This window comes from Rhodococcus sp. p52, assembly GCF_000763325.2.
Taxonomy (GTDB): domain Bacteria; phylum Actinomycetota; class Actinomycetes; order Mycobacteriales; family Mycobacteriaceae; genus Rhodococcus; species Rhodococcus pyridinivorans.
In genome coordinates, this window is record NZ_CP016819.1 from 2069276 (window position 1) to 2092952 (window position 23677).

Consider the following 23677-nt stretch of genomic DNA (forward strand, 5'->3'; position numbering starts at 1 on the left):
AAATTTTCCGTAGCGGACAGCTATTTCTGTAGCGACTACGCGCCGGCGGCGTTATCACGACATCCGCCGGCTCGAGGACCTCGACGAGGAGAAGGTCCGGAAGTGGGTGAGACAGGCCGCCGCGCTGCCGGGGGAGAAGATGTAGCACGCCGATGTTCGGGGGAGTGATCGGGCACACGATAGTTTGGATGCATGACCACGCCTCTCCAGGACATCCCGATCAACACCCTCTCGGGTGAACCCACGAATCTCGGCTCGTACGAGGGCCACGCGGTACTCGTCGTGAACGTCGCGTCCAAGTGCGGCCTGACCCCGCAGTACACGGCACTCGAGAAGCTCGCGCAGGAATACCGCGACCGCGGACTGTTCGTCGTGGGCGTGCCGTGCAATCAGTTCATGGGTCAGGAGCCCGGAACGCCGGAGGAGATCCAGGAGTTCTGCTCCGCCACCTACGGCGTGACCTTCCCGCTGCTCGAGAAGATCGAGGTCAACGGCGAGAACCGGCATCCGCTCTACGCCGAGCTCACCAAGCACCCGGATGCCTCCGGCGAGGCCGGCGACATCCAGTGGAACTTCGAGAAGTTCCTCATCGCTCCCGACGGCACGGTCGCCGCGCGCTTCCGTCCCCGCACGGAACCGGATGCGCCCGAGATCCTCGACGCCCTCGAAGAGATCCTGCCGGCCTGACATGTTCGGCACAGAAGCGCGGGACGCGCTGTACGACATCATCCGCATGCGTCGCGACGTCCGTGCAGAATTCAGCGGGGAACGGCTCGACGAGGACACGCTGATGCGCATCCTGCGGGCCGCCCATCACGCACCCAGTGTCGGCAACACCCAGCCCTGGGACTTCGTCGTCGTACAGGACGAACAGCGGCTGAAGGAGTTCGCCGAGCACGTCGCCGGTTGCCGGCAGGCGTTCGCCGACTCGCTCCCCGAGGACCGGAAGAGCACCTTCGACCCCATCAAGATCGAAGGCATCGTCGAATCGGGGACCGGCGTCGTCGTCACCTACGACCCCGAACGCGGCGGCAAGCACATCCTCGGCCGTCACACCATCGACGAATCCGGCCTGTTCTCGGCCGTGCTGGCGATCCAGAACCTGTGGCTCGCCGCGACCGCCGAGGGTCTCGGCGTGGGATGGGTGTCGTTCTACGAGGAGGACTTCCTCGCCGACTTCGTCGGAGTGAGCGCACCCGTGCGTCCCATCGCGTGGCTGTGTGTCGGGCCGGTCACGCGGCTCCAGGAGATACCCGACCTCGAACGGTTCGGCTGGCGCAAGGGGCGCCAGCTCGAGGAGGCCGTGCACCGCGACAGGTTCGCGGCGCCGGGTGACCGGGAAGCCTGATCCGACGGGTGGCGACCGGTTCGTGAGTGCGCGAGCCGGCCGCCACCCGCTGTTTCACAGATCGGTCGTCACCTGCCTGTTTTCAGAGTTCGGTCGCGACCTTCCAGGCACTGTGGATGGCGCCCTCGATGTAGTCGACCCGACCCGCGTCCCCGACGACGCGGACATCGATGTCCGAGCCGGCCAGTTCGTCGGCGAGCGGTGCTGCCGCCGACACACCGGACGCGACCACGACCATGCGGGCGCGTACCGATTTCGTCTCGCCACCCACGGTGAACTCCACCGTCTTCGGGGTGATGCGCTGAACCGTCGCACCACGATGCACCTCGAGGCCGACCTCGCGCGCGTGCTTGACGGCGGTCCACCGGCGCGGCATCGCCATCGGCACCCCGAGCTGCTTCCCCTCGGCGAGCAGCGTCACCCGGCTTCCCCGCTCGGCCATGAACTCCGCGAGTTCGAGCCCGACGAGCGACCCGCCGATCACGACGACGTCCTTCGCCATCGGCAGGAAACGCAGGAACCGCCGGCTCAGATCACGGATCCTCCGAGGGCTCGTGGTGATACCGGCGAGCCTGCCCACCCGGCCCATCACCCGCAGCACCGGGGACTGATCGGAGACGTCGCCCGCACCCGTCATGAGCGCACGCATGCTGTCGCCGGTGTGCACGTGCGGCAGGTCCCCGCCCGGCACGGTGGGACGTTCCCGCACGGCGCCCGTCGCGACGACCACCACGTCCGGCTTCAGGGCGCGGATCGATGCGGAGGTGGCCTCGGCGCCGAGCCGCACGTCGATGCCGAGGCGGGGGACCTCGGCCGTCAGCCATTTCAGCAGCCGCTCGTTGTCGGGGGGGGTGAGGGTCGAGAACCACAGGGTCCCGCCCAGCCGGTCGGTCTTGTCCAGGACGGTGACGCGGTGCCCGCGCTCGGTGGCGACCCGCGCAGTCTCGAGGCCGCCCGGCCCGGCACCCACCACGACGACGTGCTTCGGCGCCGCAGTGCGGACGAACGGCACGAGTGTCTCGTTGCCCAGCGCCGGATTGACCGCACAGATGGGCGTGGCATCCCAGAAGTTCTCCTGCACGCACACATAGCAGTTGATGCACGGGCGGATCTGTTCGCTGCGTCCCTGCTTGAGCTTGGCGACGAGCGCGGGATCGGCCAGCAACTGACGTCCCATCGCGACGAAGTCGGTGACGCCCTCGGCGATCATTCGCTCGCCGACCTCCGGCAGCATGCGGCCGACGGTGATGACGGGGATCGACACCGCACGCTTGATGACCGCCGCGTTGTGGGTGTAGTAGCCGACCTTGTCCGGCAACGGGCCGTCGGTGAAATTCGCGAACGCGTTCAGCGCGGTGCCAGTGACGTGGAGTGCATCGGCACCGGCCTGCTCGAACAGCACTGCGGCAGCAGCGGATTCCTCGACGGTCAGGCCGTCCGTCTCACCGTATTCCTGCCCTGCCAGCCGCACGATGACGGCGAGGCGGTCGCCGACCTCGGCCTTGACCGCGCGGATCACCTCGCAGGTCAGCCGGGCCCGGTTCTCCAGCGACCCGCCGTATCCGTCGGTGCGCTGGTTCGTGTAGCGGCTGAGGAAGGCGCCGAGCACGTAGTTGTGGGCGGCGTGGATCTCGACGGCGTCCGCTCCGGCGGCGGCGACCCGGCCCGCGGCCTCGGCGAACATCCGGATCAACCATTCGATGTCGCTCTCGGAGGCCTCGTTGTAGGTGGCCTGCGCGCCACCCTGGATCGATGCCATGCGCTGCAGTTCCGCGGGCGTGCAGTCGGCCATGGCGCTCATGTCGCTCGGCGGCTTCGGGATGCTCGGCACGAGCTGCGGCCGGCCCTGCAGGGTGTCGATACGGGCGACCTTGCCGTGGTGCACCATCTGCACGCACAGTTTGCTGCCGGCCTCGTGGACGGCGTCGGTCAGTGCGCGGAGGCCGGGGATGAACCGGTCCTCGGACAGGCCGGGTTCCTTCGTGCTGGTGCATCCCGCCGGATAGGCGACCGCGCAGCATCCGGTGACGATCAGCCCGGTGCCTCCGGCCGCGCGGGCGACGAAATGATCGATGTCGCCCTGCTCGATCTCCCCGTCCTCGCAGAGGTTCATGTCCATGGCGGGCATCACCACGCGGTTGTCCAGGGTGATCGGCCCGATGGTGCCGGGGGAGAGAAGGTGCGTATAGGTCTGGTTCGGGACTGCCACGCCCGGACGGTATGCCCGGCTCCGTGTGGCCGTCGACACTGTCCCGATGAACGGGATGCGGATCGCCGGCCCGAGTCTTCATCCGGACTTCCCGGTCGGGCAGGACGCCGTTCACCCGAGTGCAGCAGGCTCGGGGGCATGAGCGGACGGATGATCGTGTCGGTGTCGGGGATCCGGGACGTCACGCGCGACCTCGTGGACGCCTTCGCCCGTGAGACGGACGCGCGTGGAGTGCCGTTGTCGCTGTTCGTCGCACCCCGCCTGAAAGACCACTACCGCCTCGTGCGGGATCCGGCGACGCAGGAGTGGCTGCTCGAGCGACGCGAGGGCGGCGACGCGATCGTGCTGCACGGTTACGACCAGGCGGCGACGAAGCGACGTCGCGCCGAGTTCGCGACGCTGCCCGAGCACGAAGCACGGTTGCGCCTGCTCGCCGCCGACCGTGTGCTCGAGGAGACCGGACTGCGCACCCGGCTGTTCGCACCACCGCGATGGCGCGCGTCGCCGGGCGCAGTGACAGCACTTCCGCAGGTCGGTTTCCGGATGATGGCGGACAACGCGGGGATCCACGATCTGGTGGCGGGCACCGTGACGAAGACGCGGCTGTACGCGCTCGGTGACGGTGCGGGGTCGGACGTGTGGCGCTGCCGCGCGATGGTGATGGGCGCGTCGCGGACGGCGCGGCGCGGGGAGCTGCTGCGTCTGGCGATCGCCGCTCCCCGGCTCGCCGAGTCCGGACCCCGGCAGGCGATCCTCGACGCCGTCGACCTCGCGCTGCACCACGGTGCCGAACCGACCGTCCACGCCTGGCGGCCGCGTCCGTCGAACAGCCGCGTGGCGTGATCCCGCCTGGCCCGCCGGTGCTCCCGGTCGCCGCATCCGCTCGGTAATGTTGGCGGCCATGGATGCTGACGTGATCGTGGTGGGGGCGGGACTCGCGGGGCTCGTGGCGGTCGGTGAACTGATCGACGCCGGTCGCAAGGTTCTGCTGGTCGATCAGGAGAACTCGAACAACATTGGTGGGCAGGCCTTCTGGTCGTTCGGTGGGTTGTTCTTCGTCGACAGTCCCGAACAGCGACGACTCGGGATCAAGGATTCCTACGAACTCGCCTTGCAGGACTGGATGGGGACCGCCGGCTTCGACCGCGAGATCGAGGACCGCTGGCCGCGGCGCTGGGCCCAGGCCTACGTCGAGTTCGCCGCGGGGGGGAAGCACGCCTGGCTCGAGCAGCGCGGGCTGAAGATCTTCCCGATGGTCAACTGGGCCGAACGCGGCGGATACGACGCTGCAGGGCACGGCAACTCGGTCCCGCGATTCCACATCACCTGGGGTACCGGTCCGGGCCTCGTCGAGATCTTCGAGCGCAAGCTCTGCGAAGGCGTCGAACGCGGTCTCGTCACGCTGAAGCACCGCCACCGGGTCGACGAACTCGTCGTCACCGACGGCGCCGCCACCGGTGTGCGCGGAGCGATCCTCGAGCCCACCGACGCGGCGCGCGGCGTGGCGTCCTCCCGCACCGTCGTCGGGGACTTCGAGTTCTCCGCCGGAGCCGTGATCGTCACCTCCGGCGGGATCGGCGGCAACTACGACCTCGTGAAGAAGAACTGGCCGAAGCGGATGGGGGAGCCGCCGAAGCATATGCTCAGCGGTGTGCCCGCGCACGTCGACGGCCGGATGCTCGAGATCACCGAGAAGGCCGGCGGGAACATCGTCAACCGCGACCGCATGTGGCACTACACCGAGGGCATCACCAACTACGACCCGGTGTGGCCCGATCACGGCATCCGCATCCTGCCCGGCCCGTCGTCGCTGTGGCTCGACGCCACCGGCAAGCGGTTGCCGGTGCCGTTGTTCCCCGGCTTCGACACGCTCGGCACCCTCGAGTACATCGTGAGCACGGGTTACGACCACACCTGGTTCGTGCTCGACCAGAAGATCATCGAGAAGGAGTTCGGGCTCTCCGGCTCCGAGCAGAATCCCGACCTCACCGGGCGCAGCCTCCGCCTGCTGCTGCAGCGGGTCAGGTCGGGTGCCCCCGGACCGGTCGAGGCCTTCAAGGAGCGCGGTGTCGACTTCGTCGTCCGCGACACGCTCGCCGATCTCGTGGCGGGCATGAACGAACTCACCCCCGAGGCGCCGCTCGACTACGAGCAGGTGCGTTCGGTGGTCGAGGCCCGGGACCGCGAGATGGACAACAAGTACACCAAAGACCTGCAGGTCGCGGCGGTGCGCTCGGCGCGGGCCTACGTACCCGACCGCGTCGTCCGCATCGCGGCGCCGCACCGGATCCTCGACCCCAAGGCCGGACCGCTCATCGCGGTCAAGTTGCACCTGCTCACCCGCAAGACGCTCGGCGGGCTCGAGACCGACCTGTCGTCGCGCGTCCTGCGGTCGGACGGGTCGGTCTTCGACGGCCTCTTCGCCGCCGGTGAGGTCGCCGGCTTCGGTGGTGGCGGCGTCCACGGCTACCGGTCGCTCGAGGGCACCTTCCTCGGCGGATGCATCTTCTCGGGCCGGGCGGCGGGTCGCGCCGCCGCCCGCTGAACCTCCCGTTGGCGTCGACTGGGACAGCAGAGCGCAAAACGGTCGTAGGAGCGCGAAACATCCCGCGCCGACGACCGTTTCGCGCTCCGCAGCGTCAGACCTCGACGCCGTCTTCGTGCGGCAGCACGCGGAATTCGGTGCCCTCCGGCGCCATCTCGCTGTACCGGCCGTAGAAGATGCCGCGACCGTTGTCGTTGACGATGCCCTGGTGGATCGGCACGGCGACCCGCGGATTCACCGCGCGCAGGTAGTCGATCGCCTCCCAGATCTTGAGCCACGGCGCGGTCGACGGCAGGGCCAGCACGTCGACGCGCTCGTGCGGGATGTACAGCGAGTCGCCGGGGTGCAGCAGCCGCGACGGATTCTCGTCGTCGCCCACGAGGAAGGCCGTGTTGTCGATGACGGGCATGTCGGGGTGGATCACCGCGTGCCGTCCGCCGGTGCCGCGTACGGTCAGCGAACCCACCGAGAAGGAGTCGCCGGGACGCACCGCGGTCCAGTCGCCGTCGAGCAGGTTCGCCGACTGCGGGTCGGAGAACAACTGCGCTCCGGGGTTGGCCTCGAGGAGCGCGGGCAGCCGGGTGGTATCGGCGTGGTCGGGATGCTGGTGGGTCACGAGGATCGCGTCGAGTCCGGTGATGCCCTCGAACCCGTGGGAGAAATTTCCGGGGTCGAAAAGGAGCTTCGCGCCGAGGTGTTCGACGAGGATGCAGGAATGGCCGAAATGGGTCAGTTGCATGTCGTCGAGTATGCCGTCGGGAGGAGCCCGATGACCGACTCACGGACAGGAACTCCGCTTCGGCATCTTCCTCACGCCGTCCGCTGCCGATCCGGTGGGCGTCGTCGACCTCGCCGTGGTGTCGGAGAGCGCCTGGACCGCATCGCAGCCCCGGCGAAGCGGTCGACGCACTGATCGAGGCGATCGAGGTGATCCGTGCTCTGTGGTCGGACGAGAAGGGCGCGGCCGGGATCGACGGCACGTACTACCGGCTGACCGGCGCGAAGCGGGGCCCGTTCCCCGCGCACGCTCTCGGCATCTGGCTCGGCGCCTACGGCAAGCGGATGCTCGACGTCACCGGCCGCTTCGCCGGCGGATGGCTGCCGAGTTCGTTCGCCGCCGGGCCCGAGAAGCTGGGGGAGATGAGCGCTCGCGTCGACGAGGGCGCGCCCCGTGCCGGGCGTGACCCCGCCGCGATCCGCCGGCTCTACAACATCTCCGGCACCTTCGCGGAGACCGCGGACGGGTCGCGGTCCGACCTCGAACGTTTCGCCGGTGAGGTCGCGCCCCGCGTGCGCGAACTCGTTGTTGCCGAGCGGCGTTGAACGGGGGTGACGGGTCTCGCACGAGCGGGACCTCGGCCGATGCCCTTCCCGGTGGCCACGGCCGGTAAACTGCTGGATGTCCGGTGTCCGTCCCCGGGCGCCAGCACTACTACCGAGGAGCAGCACGTGGCGCGTGTCGTCGTCGAAGTCATGCCCAAAGCCGAGATTCTCGACCCCCAGGGTCAGGCCATCACCGGGGCGCTGTCGCGGCTGGGCTTCGCGGGCGTGACCGACGTCCGTCAGGGTAAGCGTTTCGAGCTCGAAGTCGACGGCAGCGTCGGCGACGAGGAGCTCGAGAAGATCGCCGAGTCGTTGCTCGCCAACACGGTGATCGAGGACTGGGCCATCCGGCGGATCGACGGTGACGCATGAGCGCACGCATCGGAGTCATCACCTTCCCGGGCACGCTCGACGACGTCGACGCCTCCCGCGCGGTGAAGCTCGCCGGTGGTGAGGCCGTGAGCCTGTGGCACGGGGACGCCGATCTCAAGGGGGTCGACGCGGTGATCGTGCCCGGCGGCTTCTCCTACGGCGACTACCTGCGCTGCGGTGCCATCGCACGGTTCGCACCGGTGATGGGCAAGGTCGTCGAGGCCGCGCAGAAGGGCATGCCCGTCCTCGGCATCTGCAACGGCTTCCAGGTGCTGTGCGAGGCGGGTCTGCTGCCCGGCGCGCTCACCCGCAACGCCGGTCTGCACTTCGTCTGCCGCGACGAGTGGCTGAAGGTCGAGTCGAACACCACCGCGTGGACCTCGCGCTACGAGGCCGGCGCCGAGATCCTCATCCCGCTCAAGTCGGGTGAGGGCCGCTACCAGGCATCGGAGAAGGTGCTCGACGAGCTCGAGGGTGAAGGTCGCGTGGTGTTCCGCTTCGCGGGCGACAACCCGAACGGTTCGCAGCGCGGCATCGCCGGCATCTCGTCGGCGAACGGCCGGGTCGTCGGTCTCATGCCGCACCCCGAGCACGCCACCGAGGCGCTCACCGGCCCCAGCGATGACGGACTCGGCATGTTCTACAGCGTGCTGGACGCGGTCGTCAACGCGTGACCGCCTGACCGGAATTTTCCGGCGAAGCCCCCATCGACCCTCCCGGGTCGTGGGGGCGTCGCTCGTTCCGGCGGGCTCGAGGAATCCTTCGAACCGAAGTTCCGGAACAGGAGAGACGGAACGAGGGACCCCGCCACCGTCCCGATCGGCTGCGGAATCCCTCGTCCCTACAACCCGGAGCTCGACCCCCCGATCAAGTCCCGGGCGCGATGTCGTCGTCATCCCCCATGCGCGACATCGCGGATCAGTCTGCCGGAGCCGAATCGTCCTGTCCTGAGTAGGACTACCCAAATCGGGCCTGTCCGTCGACGGGCGTTGCGTGTCGGTCCCCGGCGGTACCGTCGCGCCATGACAGCGACCATTGCGATGATCACCTTCGACACGACCGATCCGGCTCCGATCGCGAGATGGTGGGCCGGGCGTACGGGCGGCCGCATCGAGCAGGAGAACGACGGCTGGTTCTTCATCGTCGCCCTGCCACAGGGCATCAGGCTGGGCTTCCAGAAGGTGTCCGATCCGACACCCGGGAAGAACCGCGTGCACCTCGACCTCGCCGCCCCCGACCTCGACGCCGAGGTCGAGCGCTTCGTGCAGGCCGGCGCGAAGGAGGTCCACCGCGAGGACATGGGCGACGACTTCCGCTGGGTGACGCTCGCCGACCCCGAGGGCAACCTGTTCTGCGTCGCCGAGGGGCACTGACACTCGGTACGAGGAGAGCGGGCCGGCGCTTTCGGTCGGCGCTCCCGCTGTCCGTGATGCGAAGATGCAGGCATGTCTTCCACGCGTGCCGATGCTCGGGGTCTCTGTAATTTCGTCGACCTGTCGCCGTCGCCGTTCCACGTCTGCGCCACCGTCGCCGCGGCGCTGACCGAGGCGGGCTTCGTCGAACTGCACGAGCAGCAGGCCTGGCCCTCCGAACCGGGACGTTTCTTCCTGATACGCGGCGGGTCGCTGATCGCATGGAGCACCGAGGGTGTCGCCGACGATCCGGCCGCACCCTTCCGCATCGTCGGCGGGCACACCGACAGCCCCAACCTGCGCGTCAAACAGCATCCCGACCTCACATCGGCGGGCTGGCGGGTGGTGGGACTCGAACCGTACGGCGGTGCGTGGCTCAACTCGTGGCTCGACCGCGACCTCGGCATCTCCGGCCGCTTCACCGTGCGCGCGGCGGAGACGACCGAGGACGTCCTCGTCCGAGTCGACGCGCCGGTCCTGCGTGTCCCGCAGCTCGCCATCCACCTGTCCGAGGACCGCAAGGGCGTCCAGCTCGATCCGCAGCGCCACGTCAACGGCGTCTGGGGAGTCGGCACCGAACCGCGCTCGTTCATCGCGTGGGTCGCCGAGCAGCACGGAATCGACCCGGGCGCGGTGCTCGGCTGGGAACTGATGACCCACGACCTCGCACCGAGCGCGGTCGTCGGGCCGGGCCGCGACCTGGTCAGCGCACCGCGTCTCGACAACCAGGGCACCTGCTACGCCGGACTGCACGCCCTTCTCGCCGCCGCGGAACACGTCGCAGCGCACGGTGGCCCGATGCCGCTCCTCGCCCTGTTCGACCATGAGGAGGTCGGCAGCATGTCCGACCGCGGCGCCTTCTCGGAACTGCTCGACACCGTCCTCGAACGGATCGTCCTGCTCCGGGGTGGCGGCCGGGAGGAGTTCCTCCGCGCCCGCGCCGGCTCGATCGTCGCGTCCGGCGACATGGCGCACGCCACGCACCCCAACTACCCCGAGCGGCACGAACCCGCCCACCGCATCGCGGTCAACGGCGGACCGGTCCTGAAGGTGAACCAGAACCTGCGCTACGCGAGCGACGCGACCGGCGCCGGAGCCTTCGTGCTGGCCTGCGAGCAGGCGGGGGTCCCGCTGCAGCGGTACGTGCACCGCGCCGACCTGCCGTGCGGCTCGACGATCGGCCCGATCACCGCGTCGAGGACCGGCATCACGACCGTCGACGTCGGCGCCCCGCAGCTCGCCATGCACTCGGCGCGCGAGTTCATGGGCGCGGACGACGTGGCGAGCTATGCGCAGGCCCTGACCGCTTTCCTGACCCCGGCATCGTGACCGCGTTCGCCCGCCCCGAAGCACCCGCCGGTGACACACTGAAGACGGTCGTGTCCGGTCGGAGAGAACGGGGGAATGCAGTGGACGTCCCGTCCTACCCCGATCATCTGCTGTCCCTCGACGAGTGGGCGGCCCTGCCCGAATCCGACGGGCACCATGTGGAGGTGTGCGAGGGCGTGCTCCTCGCCGCGCCCGCGCCGGGGGCGGCGCACGATCATGCCGCGGTGACCCTGGCGTTGCTCCTCGACGAGAAGCTGCCCGACGAATGGTGCGCGCTCGGAGGCGTCGAGGTGCTGGTCGCGGAGAAGCCGCTGACGGTGCGGTGCCCCGACGTGATCGTCGTGGGACGCTCCCTCGTCGACGCCGATCCCGATCGGGCGCCGATCTCCGAGGTGAAGCTGGTCGTGGAGGTCACCGTCGACGGCACGGCCCGCACCGACCGCGTCACGAAGTTCTCCGAATACGCGGAGGCCGGCGTCCCGCAGTACTGGATCGTCGATCTCGGCGGACCGCCGGTGATCGCGACCTTCACGCTCGTCGACGGGTGGTACCGATTCGACGGGGAGCACTCGGGCACCGTCACCCTCGATGCGCTGGGCACCGAGGTGGCCGTCACACCGTCGGGGTTCGTGCCCGCACCGGTGAACCCCGTCGCGCCTGCACAACGATAGACTGATCCGCGGCAGTTCCCGCCCGGCCTGCCGTTTTCGATCCCAGAGTGAAGGGACCCGACGCCCAGTGTCACCGCACGTGGATACCGTCTCCCACGCCGCCGAAACCCCCGACGCCGCTCAGCCCTATCGGGAGCTGGGTCTGAAGGAAGACGAGTACACCCGGATCAAGGAGATCCTGGGCCGTCGCCCCACCGACGCCGAACTCGCCATGTACTCGGTGATGTGGTCCGAGCACTGCTCGTACAAGTCGTCGAAGGTGCACCTGCGCTATTTCGGCGAGACCACCACCGACGAGATGCGTGAGTCGATGCTCGCGGGCATCGGTGAGAACGCCGGCGTCGTCGACATCGGCGACGGCTGGGCCGTCACCTTCAAGGTCGAGTCGCACAACCACCCGTCCTACATCGAGCCGTACCAGGGCGCCGCGACCGGCGTGGGCGGCATCGTCCGCGACATCATGGCCATGGGCGCCCGCCCGATCGCCGTGATGGACCAGCTCCGCTTCGGCGCCGCCGATCACCCCGACACCCGTCGCGTCGTCGACGGTGTCGTGCGCGGTGTCGGCGGCTACGGCAACTCCCTGGGCCTGCCCAACGTCGGTGGCGAGACCGTCTTCGACGCCTCCTACCAGGGCAACCCGCTCGTGAACGCGCTGTGCGCGGGTGCGATGCGCGTGGAGGACCTGCACCTCGCCCACGCTTCCGGCACGGGCAACAAGGTCATCCTGTTCGGTGCCCGCACCGGCCTCGACGGCATCGGCGGCGTATCCGTCCTCGCCTCCGAGACCTTCGACGACAGCGCCGGCGGCCGTCCCAAGAAGCTCCCGAGCGTGCAGGTGGGCGACCCCTTCACCGAGAAGGTGCTCATCGAGTGCTGCCTCGACCTCTACCGCGAGAAGCTCGTCGTCGGCATCCAGGACCTCGGCGGTGCCGGTCTGTCCTGCGCGACCTCCGAGCTCGCCGCCGCCGGCGACGGTGGCATGCACATCAACCTCGAGCGTGTCCCGACGCGCGCGAAGGGCATGACCCCGGCCGAGGTGCTGTCCTCGGAGTCGCAGGAACGCATGTGCGCGGTCGTCACGCCCGACAACGTCGACGCCTTCATGGACGTCTGCAAGAAGTGGGACGTCCTGGCCACCGTCATCGGTGAGGTCACCGACGGCGACCGCCTCGTCATCGACTGGCACGGCGAGACCGTCGTCGACGTGCCGCCGCGCACGGTCGCGCACGAGGGCCCGGTCTACGAGCGCCCCGTCGAGCGCCCGGCCTCGCAGGACGAGCTGATCGCGAACACCACCGCCGGCCTGAAGCGTCCGGAGACCGCCGACGAGCTGCGCGAGACGCTGCTGAAGATGCTCGCGTCGCCGGCGCTGTGCAGCCGCAAGTGGATCACCGAGCAGTACGACCGCTACGTGCGCGGCAACACGGTGCTCGCCGAGAACGCCGACGCCGGTGTGGTCCGTATCGACGAGGAGACCGGCCGCGGCATCGCGCTCGCGACCGACGCTTCGGGCCGCTACACGCAGCTCGATCCGTACACGGGCGCCCAGCTCGCCCTCGCCGAGGCCTACCGCAACGTCGCCGTCACCGGTTCGACGCCGAAGGCCGTCTCGAACTGCCTGAACTTCGGTTCGCCCGAGGACCCCGGCGTGATGTGGCAGTTCCAGCAGGCCGTGCGCGGCCTCGCGGACGGCTGCGCGAAGCTCGGCATCCCCGTCACCGGTGGCAACGTCAGCTTCTACAACCAGACCGGCGCCACCGCGATCCTGCCGACCCCGGTCGTCGCGGTGCTCGGTGTGATCGACGATGTGCACCGTCGCATCCCCACCGGCGTCGGCCTCGAGCCGGGCGAGACGCTGATCCTGCTCGGCGAGACCCGCGACGAGTTCGACGGCTCCATCTGGGCGCAGGTCGAACACGACCACCTCGGTGGTGTCCCGCCGAAGGTCGATCTCGACCGTGAGCGGCTGCTGTCGGAGATCCTCACCGCCGGTTCGCGCGACGGCCTGATCTCCGCCGCACACGACCTGTCCGAGGGTGGTCTCGCGCAGGCCGTCGTCGAGGCCGCACTCGCGGGCGAGACCGGCTGCCGCGTGCTGCTCCCCGAGGGCGCCGATCCGTTCGTGACGTTGTTCTCCGAATCTGCCGGCCGCGTGCTCGTGGCCGTGCCGCGCACCGAGGAATCGCGCTTCACGGGCATGTGCACCGCACGCAACATGCCGTGGGTGCGCATCGGCGTCGTCGACGAGGGATCCGACTCCGTCGAGATCCAGGGCCTGTTCTCGATCCCCATGACCGAGCTGCGCGAGGTGTGGGAAGGGACCCTGCCTGCCCTGTTCGGGTAACCGTGCCGGCCACCCAGGTCGATCGACTGGCGGCGTTCGAGGCCCGGCAGGGCCGGATCATCGCCGCGGTCACCGACTTCGGTGAGCGCCACCCCCTCACCGCGCGGGTGTGGGGGTGGCTCGGCCTGGACTTCACGGGCGTCGCCTTCGCCGCGCTGTTCTTCTGCTGGTCGCTGACGCCGTCGCTGCTTCCGCGCGACTGGCTCTTCCAGGGCCTGATCGGCGGCATCAACGCCGCGATCGGGTACGGCGTCGGATGCGTCGTCGGCTGGCCCGTGGCCCGCTTCCTGCTCCCCGCGTGGCGATGGTGGCCGCCGCCGCTGCCTGTGCTGCGTGCCATCAAGGTCGCGGTTCCGGTCGCGGCCGTTCTCGCGTCGCTCGTCGCGCTCGTGCTCTCCGCCGGCGAGCAACGCCAGCTCGCCGCCCTGATGGGTGTCGAGGGCACCACGACCTCGGGATATCTGCGCACCATCGTGCTGAGCGTCGCGGTCGCTGCCGCCCTCATCGCTCTGTGGCGCGGGTTGCGCGACATCGTCCGCTGGGTGTCGATGCTGCTCATGCGCCGCACCCGGATGCCGCTCGGTCTCGCCCGCACGCTCGGCGTTCTCGTCGTCGTGCTGGCGACCTTCATGCTCATCGACGGCGTGCTCGTCCGAGGCTCCTACGCGATCGTCAATCAGGCGTTCGGCCTGGAGGACGACACCACTCGTCCCGGGGCGATCCAACCGGTCGACCCCGCAAAGTCCGGCAGTCCCGAGTCCCTCGCGGCCTGGGAGACGCTCGGATTCGAGGGTCGCAACTTCGTCTCGCGAGGACTCGACGCCGAGGAACTGACCGCCGTCAACGGCAGTCCCGCACCGGAACCGATCCGCGTGTACGTCGGTCTCGACACCGCACCCACCCCGGAAGAACGCATCGACCTCGTCCTCGCGGAACTCGAGCGGACCGGTGCCTTCGACCGCTCGACGCTCGTCCTGATCCCCACCACCGGCACCGGCTGGGTCAATCCCACCGCGGCCCGCGCGATGGAGCTCGTGCACAACGGCGACCTGGCGATGGTGGCCTGGCAGTACTCCTACCTCCCGAGCTGGATCTCCTTCCTCGCCGACCGTGAGAAGGCTGCGGCCGCAGGCAAGATGCTGATCGAGCGGGTACACGAACGCTGGTCGCAGCTGCCCGAGGACGACCGCCCCGATCTGTTCCTCTACGGCGAGAGCCTCGGCACGCAGTCGGGGGAGGGTGCCTTCGACAGCCTTGCCGAGATCCGTGCCCAGATGGACGGGGTGTTGTGGGTGGGCCCGCCCAACTCCAACCGTCTGTGGCGGCAGCTCGTCGAGCGCCGCGATCCCGGCACGACCGAGGTGCAACCGGTGTACGCGGACGGTCTCGTCGTGCGCTTCGCAGACAGCCGGGAGGCGATCCACGAGCCCGACACACCGTGGCTGTCGCCGCGCGTGCTCTACATCCAGCACGCCTCGGATCCCGTCGTCTGGTGGTCGCCGGACCTGTTGTTCTCCCGCCCCGACTGGCTGTCGGAGCCGCCCGGACGCGACCGGCTGCCGCAGATGCGGTGGTTCCCCTTCGTCACCTTCTGGCAGGTCTCCGCAGACCTCACCAACGCTGCCGGCGTCCCCGACGGACACGGCCACAACTACGGGTCGGCGGTGCTCGAGGGATGGATCGAGATCACCCAGCCCGAGGGCTGGACCGAGAACGACACCGAGCGGGTGCGCATCGCCCTCGAGGCGTTCGCGGAGGACGACGGGCCCGAGAAATGACATCGCGAGTCGCTGCAGTGACCGGTACCGCCATGAGCTGCACCGCTGCGGGATGTGCCGCCGCGCTGGTCGCGTGGAACAACCTCGTCCTCCCGGCGATGGATCTCGGTCCGCGCGGCCGGGCCGCAGCGAACGCCGGATTCGGTGTCGCGCTCGCCGCGGCGACCCGCGCGGCCGGGGTCTCCGCAACCGAGCTCGGCTGGCGCGGGGCAGGGAAGGGCCTGCGGTGGGGGACCGCGTCGGTGGTCCTGCCCGTCGCGGCCTACACGGTGATGCTCGCCGTCCCACCCGTACGACGGCGGATGGCCGCCGGAGCGCGACGCGCCGACCACACCGAGTGGGTCTTCGTGCACATCCCCTTCGGGACGGTCCTGGCCGAGGAGCTGCTGTTCCGATCGGTTCTGTACGCCCTGACCCGCCGCGAGTCACGGAGGTGGCACCGGGTGCTGACCTCGGTAGCCTTCGGGCTCTGGCACGTCGCCCCCGCCCGGCACGCCGGGGACTCGGTGCCCGGAACCGTCGCGCTCACCGCCCTGAGCGGGGTGGTGTTCGACGAACTGCGACGACGGACCGGCAGCGTCGTCGCGCCGATGCTCCTGCACCTGGCGATCAACGCCGGCGGGGCCGTCGCCGTGGGCATCGCGACGAGGCTGCGTACTTCCGAGCGCGACGCGCGTCGCTAGGGTGTGCTGCCATGGCACCCCGGAGACCCGTCGACCCCGCCGAACTGCGCGCAGCTCTCGAACGGGTGGGTCCGTGGATGAGGGGGGAGAGCGACGAGAAACCGCCGCGCTCCGATCTCGCCGCCGCTGTGCGGCTCAGTGCCCGCAGCCTCGAGCAGATAGCCCCTGGGTCGAGTGTGGAGGTTAGGGTGCCGCCTTTCGTGGCCGTCCAGTGCATCGAAGGCCCGCGTCACACGCGGGGGACACCACCGAACGTCGTCGAGACCGATCCGCGGACGTGGCTGCGTCTGGTGGTCGGCAGCATCGATTTCGCCGGGGCCGTGGACTCGGGTGCGGTGGAGGCGTCGGGTGGGCGCGCAGCGGAGATCGGACGGCTGCTCCCGATCGCCCGACTCTGACGTTTGCCGGGGTTCACGCCGGGCGTCCGGGAAGAAGCACCCCGCGCTGCCCGTAGAATGGGGGGAGCCCCGCTTGTCCAGCCTCAGGGAGCACGTCCGTGACCAGTGCCGATCTGTCGGTCCACACACGTAATCTTCTCGCCTCCACCGAACCCGAGAACGAACCCCGCGAAGAGTGCGGAGTGTTCGGAGTGTGGGCTCCCGGCGAGGACGTGTCGAAGCTCACTTACTACGGTCTCTATGCGCTGCAGCACCGAGGGCAGGAAGCTGCGGGCATCGCCGTGGCCGACGGTTCGCAGGTGCTCGTGTTCAAGGATCTCGGTCTCGTCAGCCAGGTCTTCGACGAGCAGACGCTCGCCGCGATGACCGGCCACATCGCCATCGGCCACTGCCGTTATTCCACAACCGGGTCGACGACCTGGGAGAACGCGCAGCCGATCTTCCGCACCACCGCCGCCGGCTCGGGCGTCGCGCTCGGCCACAACGGCAACCTCGTCAACACCGCCGAACTCGCCGAACGCGGACGTCGTCTCGGCGTGCTCGATCCCACACGGCCCGGTGCGGCGAACTCCGACTCCGACACCGTCGGTGCGTTGCTCGCTCACGGCGCGAAGGACAGCACGATCGAAGAGGCCGCGATGAAGCTGCTCCCGCAGCTGCGCGGCGCGTTCTGCCTGACCTTCATGGACGAGCACACCCTCTACGCGGCCCGCGACCCCTGGGGTATCCGCCCGCTGTGCCTCGGACGCCTCGACCGCGGCTGGGTCGTCGCCAGCGAGACCGCCGCCCTCGACATCGTCGGTGCCTCCTTCGTTCGCGACATCGAGCCCGGCGAACTGCTCGCGATCGACGCGGACGGTGTGCGCTCGTCGCGCTTCGCGAACCCCGAACCCAAGGGCTGCGTCTTCGAGTACGTCTACCTCGCGCGCCCCGACTCGACCATCGCCGGTCGCTCCGTCCACGCGACCCGCGTGGAGATCGGCCGCCGGCTCGCGAAGGAACACCCGATCGACGGCGATCTGGTCATCCCGGTACCCGAGTCGGGCACCCCGGCCGCCGTCGGTTACGCGCAGGGCTCGGGGATCCCGTACGGCCAGGGCCTGATGAAGAACGCCTACGTCGGCCGCACCTTCATCCAGCCCAGCCAGACCATCCGCCAGCTCGGTATCCGGCTCAAGCTCAACCCGCTGCGCGAGGTGATCCGCGGTAAGCGCCTCGTCGTCGTCGACGACTCGATCGTGCGTGGCAACACCCAGCGCGCCCTGATCCGCATGCTGCGCGAGGCCGGTGCTCTCGAGATCCACGTGCGCATCGCCTCGCCGCCGGTCAAGTGGCCCTGCTTCTACGGCATCGACTTCGCGTCGCCGGCCGAGCTGATCGCCAACGGTGCAGGTACCCGCGACACCGTCGAGGAGGGGCACGACTACGACGAGATGGTCGAGATGGTGCGCAGGTCGATCGGTGCCGACTCGCTCGGCTACATCTCGATCGACGGCATGATCGGCGCCACCGAGCAGCCCGCATCCCGTTTGTGCGCTGCATGTTTCGACGGCCACTACCCGATCGCCCTCCCCAGCGAACATCAGGCGGGCAAGGACGTCCTCGCCGGCGTCGTCGACACCGATTCGGCCACCCCGACCGTGTTGGACAACGACAACGCGGACGTTCTCAGTCGGCCGTAGAAGCTGGTCGGGTACCGTAAGTGCCGCGGTCGGCACGGTTCGGCGAGCGTTTCGCATGCCCGGACGCAGGTGTGCCTGCCCGCATGTAGCCAGATATTTCACGACAAGACACAACTCGAGGCTGGAGCCGACAACTCATGACCGAGGACGCAACCCCCGGAGCTTCCTACGCCGCGGCGGGCGTGGACATCGAGGCCGGTGACCGAGCCGTCGAACTGTTCGCCCCGCACGCGAAGAGGGCCACCCGCCCGGAGGTCATGGGCGGCCTGGGTGGTTTCGCCGGTCTGTTCGCGCTCAAGGACGGATACAAGGAGCCGCTGCTCGCGGCGTCCACCGACGGTGTCGGCACCAAGCTCGCGGTGGCGCAGGCACTCGACAAGCACGACACGGTCGGTCTCGACCTCGTCGCCATGGTCGTCGACGACCTTGTGGTCTGCGGCGCCGAGCCGCTCTTCCTGCAGGACTACATCGCCGTCGGCCGCGTGGTGCCCGAGCGGGTCGCGGAGATCGTCGCCGGCATCGCCGAGGGCTGCGTCCAGGCCGGCTGCGCGCTGCTCGGTGGCGAGACCGCCGAGCACCCGGGCGTCATGGCGGCCGACGACTACGACCTGTCCGCGACCGGCGTGGGTGTCGTCGAGGCCCAGAAGCTGCTCGGACCCGACCGCGTGCGCCCCGGCGACGTCGTCATCGCGATGGGCGCCTCGGGTCTGCACTCGAACGGCTACTCGCTCGCCCGCAAGGTGCTGCTCGACATCGGCAAGATGAGCCTGACGGCGCACGTCGACGAGTTCGGTCGCACCCTCGGCGAGGAGCTGCTCGAGCCCACCCGTATCTACGCCAAGGACTGCCTCGCGCTCGCCGCCGAGACCGAGGTGCGTACCTTCTGCCACGTCACCGGTGGTGGTCTCGCCGCGAACCTCGCGCGCGTGATGCCCAAGGGGCTCGTCGCAGAGCTCGACCGCACCACCTGGAGCCCGGCTCCGGTCTTCGGCCTCATCGCGCAGCGCGGACGGGTCGAGCGGGTCGAGATGGAGAAGACCTTCAACATGGGCGTCGGCATGGTGGCCATCGTGGCCCCCGAGGACGTCGACCGGGCTCTGGCGGTGCTCACCGCCCGGCACATCGACTGCTGGACGCTCGGCACGGTCCGCAAGGCGCAGGACGGCGCCGACGAGCGCGCGGTGCTGCTCGGAGACCACCCGCGCTTCTGACGGGCGCGCGTCGCCCGACGCGAACACGACGAAAGGCCGGTTCCCCCAGGATGAATGGGGGAACCGGCCTTTCGGCTACTGCCGTGTTGTGAACTCGGAAGTCACAGGCTCGAAGGCTGCGGACGGGGACGAGCGCCGTCCGGCCTCGCGTCGAACGCCGACCACACCACCGACGGAGGGGGAGCCGAAAGTCGGCCTCCCCCTCCGTCAGAGAGTGATATCAGGTCAGCGACGCCAGTCGTCGTCGTAGTCGTCGTCCCAACCGGAACGTTGCTCGGCGAAGACTTCGTCCCGCTGCGAGTTGGTTGCTCCGCCAGACAGCTCTCGCTGGAGGCTCTCGAAGTCGGTGGACGGCGAGCTGTACTTGAGTTGCCGTGCAACCTTGGTCTGCTTTGCCTTAGCCCGGCCGCGGCCCATGGCCAACCCCCTCGCGCTTTGACGGGGCGGCCTGGGGAAAAGTGGCGGCCCCGGTGTGTTGAGTATTTTCCTGACGCCCACTTTAGCGTGGAAACTTCGGTTGCGCCTCCACACACCCGGCTGGGCCGGTGTCCGTTACGCCTCATAACGACCCGACCTGCATGAATGCTGTTGAAATGTGATAGAGATGCCCTTCAGAACACCCCCGGGACGGCCCGGACGGTGCCGACGCGCACGCCACCACCGAAGACCGGTGCCGACGAGAGCACCGCCAGCCGTTCGGAATCGAAGGTCGCGGCGTTCGTGGCGGCACCCGCTCCGAGGCGGTGGAGCAGGGCCGCGGTGAGCGGGAGGCGTGCCCGCTCGTGCCCGTCGTCGATCTTGAAGGCGAAGGATGTGCCGTCCGGCAGCGCGCCGGCGTGGATCCCGTCGGCGCCCGCCTTGCACAGCAGACCGCCCACCGCGCGCATGAGCTTCAGATCGTCCTTGCCGGTGCCGGAGATCAGGAACGGATGTTCGCGCACCGCGTCGGCGACGGCGCGCTCGGGCGTGCCGCCCTCCGCCGTCGCGAGCCGCGAGTAGGCGCGGGCGAGATTGAACAGGGGGACGGGCACGATCGGCAGACCACAGCCGTCGATTCCGAGATCGGTGTCCTCGATGTCGCCGGTCAGTTCGAGGATCGTCTCGGTCACCAGCTGCTGCAGCGGGTGGCCGGCGTCGGTGTAGCCGTCGGTGTCCCAGCCGTTCGCCGCGCACGCCGCGAGCATCGCCGCGTGCTTGCCCGAGCAGTTCATGTAGATCGACCGCGGCGTGCGTCCGGCGGCGAGCACCTCGGCGCGGGTGAGTTCGTTGCCGGGCAGATCCGTCGGGCAGCGCAGGTCCTTCTCGGTGAAACCGGCACCGGACAGGATCCGCTCGACGGCCTCCACGTGGTCGGCCTCACCTTCGTGCGACGCCGTGGCGATCGCGAGTTCGGCGGAGTCGCGGGGGACGAAGCCGGCGCGCAGCAGCGCGACCGCCTGCATCGGCTTGTTCGACGACCGCGGATAGATCGGCGTGTGCACCTCGCCCAGCGAGACGAGGACCTCGCCGTCCGGGTCCAGAACGATCAGCGAGCCGCGGTGGATGCACTCCCGGAAGCCCGAGCGCACCACCTCGACCAGTTCGACGCTCAACGACTCTCTCCCTTCCGTGCCCGCCCCTCCTGTGGTCGTCCGGCGAGGCGGCGGGCCTTGTCGGCGACGCTGGGAGCGATGTCGGCCTGCTGCTCGAGCATCGCGGCGACCCGCTCGTGGCCCTGTCCGGTGAACAGATCGCGCACCGTGGCCGCGTGGGAGGGGACGTGTTCGACGACGATGCGGTCGCCCGCGGCCACCGGTCCCTCGGAGATCACCTTCAGGTACGCGCCGCAATCGCCGCGAGCGACGAACCGGGTGGCCCAGTCGACTTCCTCCGAACGGATCGCGAAGGTGCGGCAAGGGGGACGGGGGCCGGTCACCTCGAGGAGCAGACCGCCGTCGCCGACGCGCCACCGCTCGCCGATGACGGCGTCGGTGGGGGAGAACCCGGCGACGTGCAGATTCTCGCCGACCCAGCCGATGGGCAGTTCCCGGTCGAGTTCGGTGCCCCAGCGGCGCGACTCGTCCTGCGAGAAGGCGTAGACGGCCTTGTGGACGCCGCCGTGGTTGGCGGTGTCGCACTGGCGGTCGCCGGTCAAGCCGAGCTCGCCGACGTGCACCGGCCCGTCGACGGGACGCTTGTCGATCGCGGTGACGGGATTACGCCGCAGTCCGGTCTCGTGCAGCGTGTGCACGACGCAGACCGCTGCGACGGTCCCCGAGGTCGCCGGCCGCGTGCCGGCCGTCTCGGCGGTCACCGGCCGCGCAATCGGTCGACCGCCGCCCTTCCTGCCTGGATGCCGTCGTCGGGAGGGATGGAGTCGGGGTCGATGGACGCCGCGCACGGTCCTGCGACGAGGGCCGTGTCGGGCGTGATGGTGCGCTTGACGAGCGCGAGCGCGATCGGCCCGAGTTCGTGATGGTCGACGATTGTGCCGATGCGTCCGACCGCGCGACCTCCGGCGGTGATGTCGTCGCCCGTCTCGGGTCGTCCGTCGGCCGAGCCGTCGAGATGGAGAAGGACGAGATGTCGCGGGGGCTTGCCGAGGTTGTGGACCCGCGCGACGGTCTCCTGACCGCGGTAGCAGCCCTTGTCGAGGTGGACGGCGCCGTACTGCTCGGGTCCGCCGACCCAGCGGGCCTCGTGGGGGATGGTGCGCTCGTCGGTGTCGACACCGATCCGGGGACGGACCGCTTCGACGCGCAGGGCCTCGAACGCCCAGCTGCCGGCCGGACGCGCGCCGGCGTCCCGCAGGGCGGTGAAGATCGCGGTGAGCGACTCGCGTGGCACCAGGAGGTCGAAGGAGTGCTCGGTGGGCCACGGCATGCGGCGGACGAAGCCACCGGCGGGCAGGGCGACGGCGGCATAGGGTTCGGCCGGCAGCGCGTCGATCCCGAGCACGGCGAGCACGGCGGGGCTGCCGGCTTCCGGCCCGAGGAGGCTCAGGACCGCGAGTTCGTTGCCGTCGCGGGGTTCTGCCTTCGCCCAGAACACCATCTTCTTCAGGAAGGCCAGCAGGTCGGGTCCGCGGTCGGCTTCGGTGTCGATCCACGTCACGCCGTCGAGGTCGGTCTGCACGAAGTGGTGTTCGACGCGGCCGTTCGCGTCGAGGCTCAGGTTCTCGGCGGAGGTGCCGTTCGGGAGCGACGCGATGTGCTGGCTGGAAATGGTGTGCAGCCAGCTCAGGCGTTCGTCGCCCGGAACAGCGAGGACGAAGCGGGTGGAACGGTCGACCACGGCGGCGGACGTGGCGGCGGCACGTTGCTCGCCGAGCGGGTCGCCGTAATGCCAGGGAAGTCCGGCATCGGGCCCGCCGGAAGGCGAGGCGACTGCGCCGGGAAGTGCGAGAAGGGCGCTTTCGGACACGATCGGAGACTCGGTCACGACACCAGTCTATGGGGAACCGGCCGACAGGTCTGCCAGTGGCTAGGCTGAGCGCCATGGCTGAGCGGGTGCTGGTGACGCTGGACGGCGAGGTGAGGGATGCGGACGCACCCCTTCTGCACGCCGACGATTTCGGTGTTCTTCGTGGCGACGGGGTGTTCGAGACGTTGCTCGTGCGAGGCGGCCGGGCGCGTGCGCTCGAACTGCATCTCGCCCGGCTCGCGGCGTCCGCGGCCGCCGCACAGTTGCCCGAACCCGATCGCGACGACTGGCGGCTCGCCGTCGACGTGGCACTCGAACAGTGGGGCGCCGAGCAGGAGGGCGTGCTGCGCCTGGTCTACACGCGTGGTCGTGAGGGCGCCGACACGCCGACGGCCTTCCTGCTCGTGACGCCGGTGGCCGAGCGTGTCGGCATCGCACGGCGCGACGGCGTGTCCGTGGTGACCCTCGAACGGGGTTTTTCGACCGATCTGGCGCAGAAGGCGCCGTGGCAGCTCCTCGGTGCCAAGACGCTGTCGTACGCGACGAACATGGCGGCACTGCGTCACGCCGAGTCGGTCGGCGCCGACGACGTGATCTTCGTCAGTGCCGAGGGCTACGTGCTCGAGGGTCCGCGGTCGACGGTGCTCGTCGCGCGTGGCCGGACATTGCTCACTCCGCCGCCGGAGCAGGGGATCCTCCCCGGCACCACGCAGCAGGCACTGTTCGACCTGGCGGGGGAGCGGGACTTCACGGTCCGGTACGAGCCGCTGCGCCCGGCGGATCTCGTCGTCGCCGACGGTCTCTGGCTGATCTCCAGCGTGGCGCTCGCGGTGCGGGTGCACACCCTCAACGGGCACGCGCTGGTCCCGCGGGTCCAGGAGGGCGAGATCGAAGGCCTCGTCGACGAGGCGGTCGACGCCGCTTCGTGAGCGAATCGGTCGATGCAGCTTCCTGAGTGGCGGCGGGG

23 protein-coding genes are annotated in these 23677 nt (G+C 69.6%); 17 read left to right on the forward strand and 6 right to left on the reverse strand.

The window, feature by feature from the left end; translation table 11 throughout:
• Window positions 1-192 precede the first annotated feature (192 nt).
• Both IM25_RS09575 and bluB read left to right on the forward strand, forming a co-directional pair.
• Window positions 193-687 (forward strand): glutathione peroxidase, encoded by a 495-nt coding sequence (locus IM25_RS09575; protein ID WP_019290035.1) that lies wholly within the window; start codon window positions 193-195, stop codon window positions 685-687.
• Window position 688: 1 nt separating this feature from the next.
• The gene (gene bluB, locus IM25_RS09580; protein ID WP_019290034.1) at window positions 689-1348 is read left to right on the forward strand and encodes a 5,6-dimethylbenzimidazole synthase; all 660 of its coding nucleotides are present in this window, start codon (window positions 689-691) and stop codon (window positions 1346-1348) included.
• An 82-nt stretch (window positions 1349-1430) separates the two neighbouring features.
• Here the strand turns inward: bluB and IM25_RS09585 are convergent, their stop codons facing one another.
• Window positions 1431-3557, reverse strand: a complete 2127-nt coding sequence (locus tag IM25_RS09585) for an oxidoreductase (RefSeq protein ID WP_065995993.1) — start codon at window positions 3555-3557, stop codon at window positions 1431-1433.
• Between the two features lie 138 nt (window positions 3558-3695).
• Here IM25_RS09585 and IM25_RS09590 point away from each other — a divergent pair, with 138 nt between their 5' ends.
• Both IM25_RS09590 and IM25_RS09595 read left to right on the forward strand, forming a co-directional pair.
• On the forward strand, window positions 3696-4400 hold the full coding sequence (locus tag IM25_RS09590) for a DUF2334 domain-containing protein (RefSeq protein WP_024103003.1): 705 nt from the start codon (window positions 3696-3698) through the stop codon (window positions 4398-4400).
• 58 nt (window positions 4401-4458) lie between these two features.
• A complete protein-coding gene (locus IM25_RS09595) occupies window positions 4459-6102 on the forward strand; it encodes an FAD-binding dehydrogenase (RefSeq protein ID WP_065995994.1) in 1644 nt (547 codons plus the stop codon).
• A 94-nt stretch (window positions 6103-6196) separates the two neighbouring features.
• Here IM25_RS09595 and IM25_RS09600 read toward each other — a convergent pair whose 3' ends face one another.
• Window positions 6197-6841: an MBL fold metallo-hydrolase gene (locus IM25_RS09600; RefSeq protein ID WP_006551826.1), complete on the reverse strand. Its 645-nt coding sequence runs from the start codon at window positions 6839-6841 to the stop codon at window positions 6197-6199.
• Between the two features lie 188 nt (window positions 6842-7029).
• Between IM25_RS09600 and IM25_RS09605 the strand changes: the two genes are divergently transcribed.
• The 12 genes from IM25_RS09605 to purM all read left to right on the forward strand — a co-directional run bounded on the left by IM25_RS09605 (window position 7030) and on the right by purM (window position 19308).
• On the forward strand, window positions 7030-7425 hold the full coding sequence (locus IM25_RS09605) for an LLM class flavin-dependent oxidoreductase (protein ID WP_065995995.1): 396 nt from the start codon (window positions 7030-7032) through the stop codon (window positions 7423-7425).
• A 126-nt stretch (window positions 7426-7551) separates the two neighbouring features.
• Complete coding sequence (gene purS, locus IM25_RS09610) at window positions 7552-7797, forward strand: phosphoribosylformylglycinamidine synthase subunit PurS (RefSeq protein ID WP_006551824.1); 246 nt, start codon at window positions 7552-7554, stop codon at window positions 7795-7797.
• The gene (gene purQ / locus IM25_RS09615) at window positions 7794-8471 is read left to right on the forward strand and encodes a phosphoribosylformylglycinamidine synthase subunit PurQ (RefSeq protein WP_006551823.1); all 678 of its coding nucleotides are present in this window, start codon (window positions 7794-7796) and stop codon (window positions 8469-8471) included. The genes purS and purQ overlap by 4 nt, the downstream gene beginning before the upstream one ends.
• Window positions 8472-8819: 348 nt before the next feature.
• Window positions 8820-9170 (forward strand): VOC family protein, encoded by a 351-nt coding sequence (locus IM25_RS09620; protein ID WP_033096835.1) that lies wholly within the window; start codon window positions 8820-8822, stop codon window positions 9168-9170.
• Window positions 9171-9242: 72 nt separating this feature from the next.
• Window positions 9243-10538, forward strand: coding sequence for a M18 family aminopeptidase (locus tag IM25_RS09625; protein WP_065995996.1), 1296 nt, complete (start codon window positions 9243-9245; stop codon window positions 10536-10538).
• A gap of 80 nt (window positions 10539-10618) precedes the next feature.
• Complete coding sequence (locus IM25_RS09630) at window positions 10619-11209, forward strand: Uma2 family endonuclease (protein ID WP_006551820.1); 591 nt, start codon at window positions 10619-10621, stop codon at window positions 11207-11209.
• A gap of 67 nt (window positions 11210-11276) precedes the next feature.
• A complete protein-coding gene (gene purL, locus IM25_RS09635; protein WP_024103009.1) occupies window positions 11277-13556 on the forward strand; it encodes a phosphoribosylformylglycinamidine synthase subunit PurL in 2280 nt (759 codons plus the stop codon).
• 2 nt (window positions 13557-13558) lie between these two features.
• Window positions 13559-15334, forward strand: coding sequence for an alpha/beta hydrolase (locus IM25_RS09640; RefSeq protein ID WP_033096834.1), 1776 nt, complete (start codon window positions 13559-13561; stop codon window positions 15332-15334).
• Entirely contained in the window at window positions 15331-16017 is a 687-nt protein-coding gene (locus tag IM25_RS09645) for a CPBP family intramembrane glutamic endopeptidase (protein ID WP_081263449.1), read from the forward strand. Before IM25_RS09640 ends, IM25_RS09645 begins: the two co-directional genes overlap by 4 nt.
• An 11-nt stretch (window positions 16018-16028) precedes the next feature.
• Window positions 16029-16415: a sterol carrier family protein gene (locus IM25_RS09650; protein WP_024103011.1), complete on the forward strand. Its 387-nt coding sequence runs from the start codon at window positions 16029-16031 to the stop codon at window positions 16413-16415.
• Window positions 16416-16513: 98 nt separating this feature from the next.
• Window positions 16514-18097, forward strand: a complete 1584-nt coding sequence (gene purF, locus IM25_RS09655; RefSeq protein WP_006551815.1) for an amidophosphoribosyltransferase — start codon at window positions 16514-16516, stop codon at window positions 18095-18097.
• Between the two features lie 137 nt (window positions 18098-18234).
• The gene (gene purM / locus IM25_RS09660; RefSeq protein ID WP_006551814.1) at window positions 18235-19308 is read left to right on the forward strand and encodes a phosphoribosylformylglycinamidine cyclo-ligase; all 1074 of its coding nucleotides are present in this window, start codon (window positions 18235-18237) and stop codon (window positions 19306-19308) included.
• Window positions 19309-19533: 225 nt separating this feature from the next.
• On the opposite strand, the gene IM25_RS09665 is transcribed toward purM, so the two are convergent.
• The 4 genes from IM25_RS09665 to ygfZ all read right to left on the reverse strand — a co-directional run bounded on the left by IM25_RS09665 (window position 19534) and on the right by ygfZ (window position 22728).
• A complete protein-coding gene (locus IM25_RS09665) occupies window positions 19534-19725 on the reverse strand; it encodes a DUF3073 domain-containing protein (RefSeq protein WP_006551813.1) in 192 nt (63 codons plus the stop codon).
• A gap of 194 nt (window positions 19726-19919) precedes the next feature.
• Window positions 19920-20900 carry an asparaginase gene (locus tag IM25_RS09670; RefSeq protein WP_065995997.1) on the reverse strand — a complete coding sequence of 327 codons (981 nt, stop codon included), beginning with the start codon at window positions 20898-20900 and terminating at the stop codon, window positions 19920-19922.
• A complete protein-coding gene (locus tag IM25_RS09675; protein WP_065995998.1) occupies window positions 20897-21601 on the reverse strand; it encodes an MOSC domain-containing protein in 705 nt (234 codons plus the stop codon). The genes IM25_RS09670 and IM25_RS09675 overlap by 4 nt, the downstream gene beginning before the upstream one ends.
• Window positions 21598-22728, reverse strand: coding sequence for a CAF17-like 4Fe-4S cluster assembly/insertion protein YgfZ (gene ygfZ, locus IM25_RS09680; protein ID WP_033096831.1), 1131 nt, complete (start codon window positions 22726-22728; stop codon window positions 21598-21600). Before ygfZ ends, IM25_RS09675 begins: the two co-directional genes overlap by 4 nt.
• Window positions 22729-22784: 56 nt before the next feature.
• Here ygfZ and IM25_RS09685 point away from each other — a divergent pair, with 56 nt between their 5' ends.
• Window positions 22785-23639, forward strand: a complete 855-nt coding sequence (locus IM25_RS09685; protein ID WP_006551809.1) for an aminodeoxychorismate lyase — start codon at window positions 22785-22787, stop codon at window positions 23637-23639.
• Window positions 23640-23677: the final 38 nt, after the last annotated feature.

Excerpts from the sequence above, each read along its gene's own strand:
- IM25_RS09590 (WP_024103003.1), top strand. The coding sequence starts at position 3,696 with ATGAGCGGACGGATGATCGTGTCGGTGTCGGGGATCCGGGACGTCACG.
- purM (WP_006551814.1), top strand. The coding sequence starts at position 18,235 with ATGACCGAGGACGCAACCCCCGGAGCTTCCTACGCCGCGGCGGGCGTG.
- IM25_RS09645 (WP_081263449.1), top strand. The coding sequence starts at position 15,331 with ATGACATCGCGAGTCGCTGCAGTGACCGGTACCGCCATGAGCTGCACC.
- bluB (WP_019290034.1), top strand. The coding sequence starts at position 689 with ATGTTCGGCACAGAAGCGCGGGACGCGCTGTACGACATCATCCGCATG.
- IM25_RS09620 (WP_033096835.1), top strand. The coding sequence starts at position 8,820 with ATGACAGCGACCATTGCGATGATCACCTTCGACACGACCGATCCGGCT.
- IM25_RS09600 (WP_006551826.1), bottom strand. The coding sequence starts at position 6,841 with ATGCAACTGACCCATTTCGGCCATTCCTGCATCCTCGTCGAACACCTC.
- IM25_RS09685 (WP_006551809.1), top strand. The coding sequence starts at position 22,785 with ATGGCTGAGCGGGTGCTGGTGACGCTGGACGGCGAGGTGAGGGATGCG.
- purQ (WP_006551823.1), top strand. The coding sequence starts at position 7,794 with ATGAGCGCACGCATCGGAGTCATCACCTTCCCGGGCACGCTCGACGAC.
- IM25_RS09595 (WP_065995994.1), top strand. The coding sequence starts at position 4,459 with ATGGATGCTGACGTGATCGTGGTGGGGGCGGGACTCGCGGGGCTCGTG.
- IM25_RS09575 (WP_019290035.1), top strand. The coding sequence starts at position 193 with ATGACCACGCCTCTCCAGGACATCCCGATCAACACCCTCTCGGGTGAA.
- IM25_RS09665 (WP_006551813.1), bottom strand. The coding sequence starts at position 19,725 with ATGGGCCGCGGCCGGGCTAAGGCAAAGCAGACCAAGGTTGCACGGCAA.
- IM25_RS09625 (WP_065995996.1), top strand. The coding sequence starts at position 9,243 with ATGTCTTCCACGCGTGCCGATGCTCGGGGTCTCTGTAATTTCGTCGAC.
- IM25_RS09650 (WP_024103011.1), top strand. The coding sequence starts at position 16,029 with ATGGCACCCCGGAGACCCGTCGACCCCGCCGAACTGCGCGCAGCTCTC.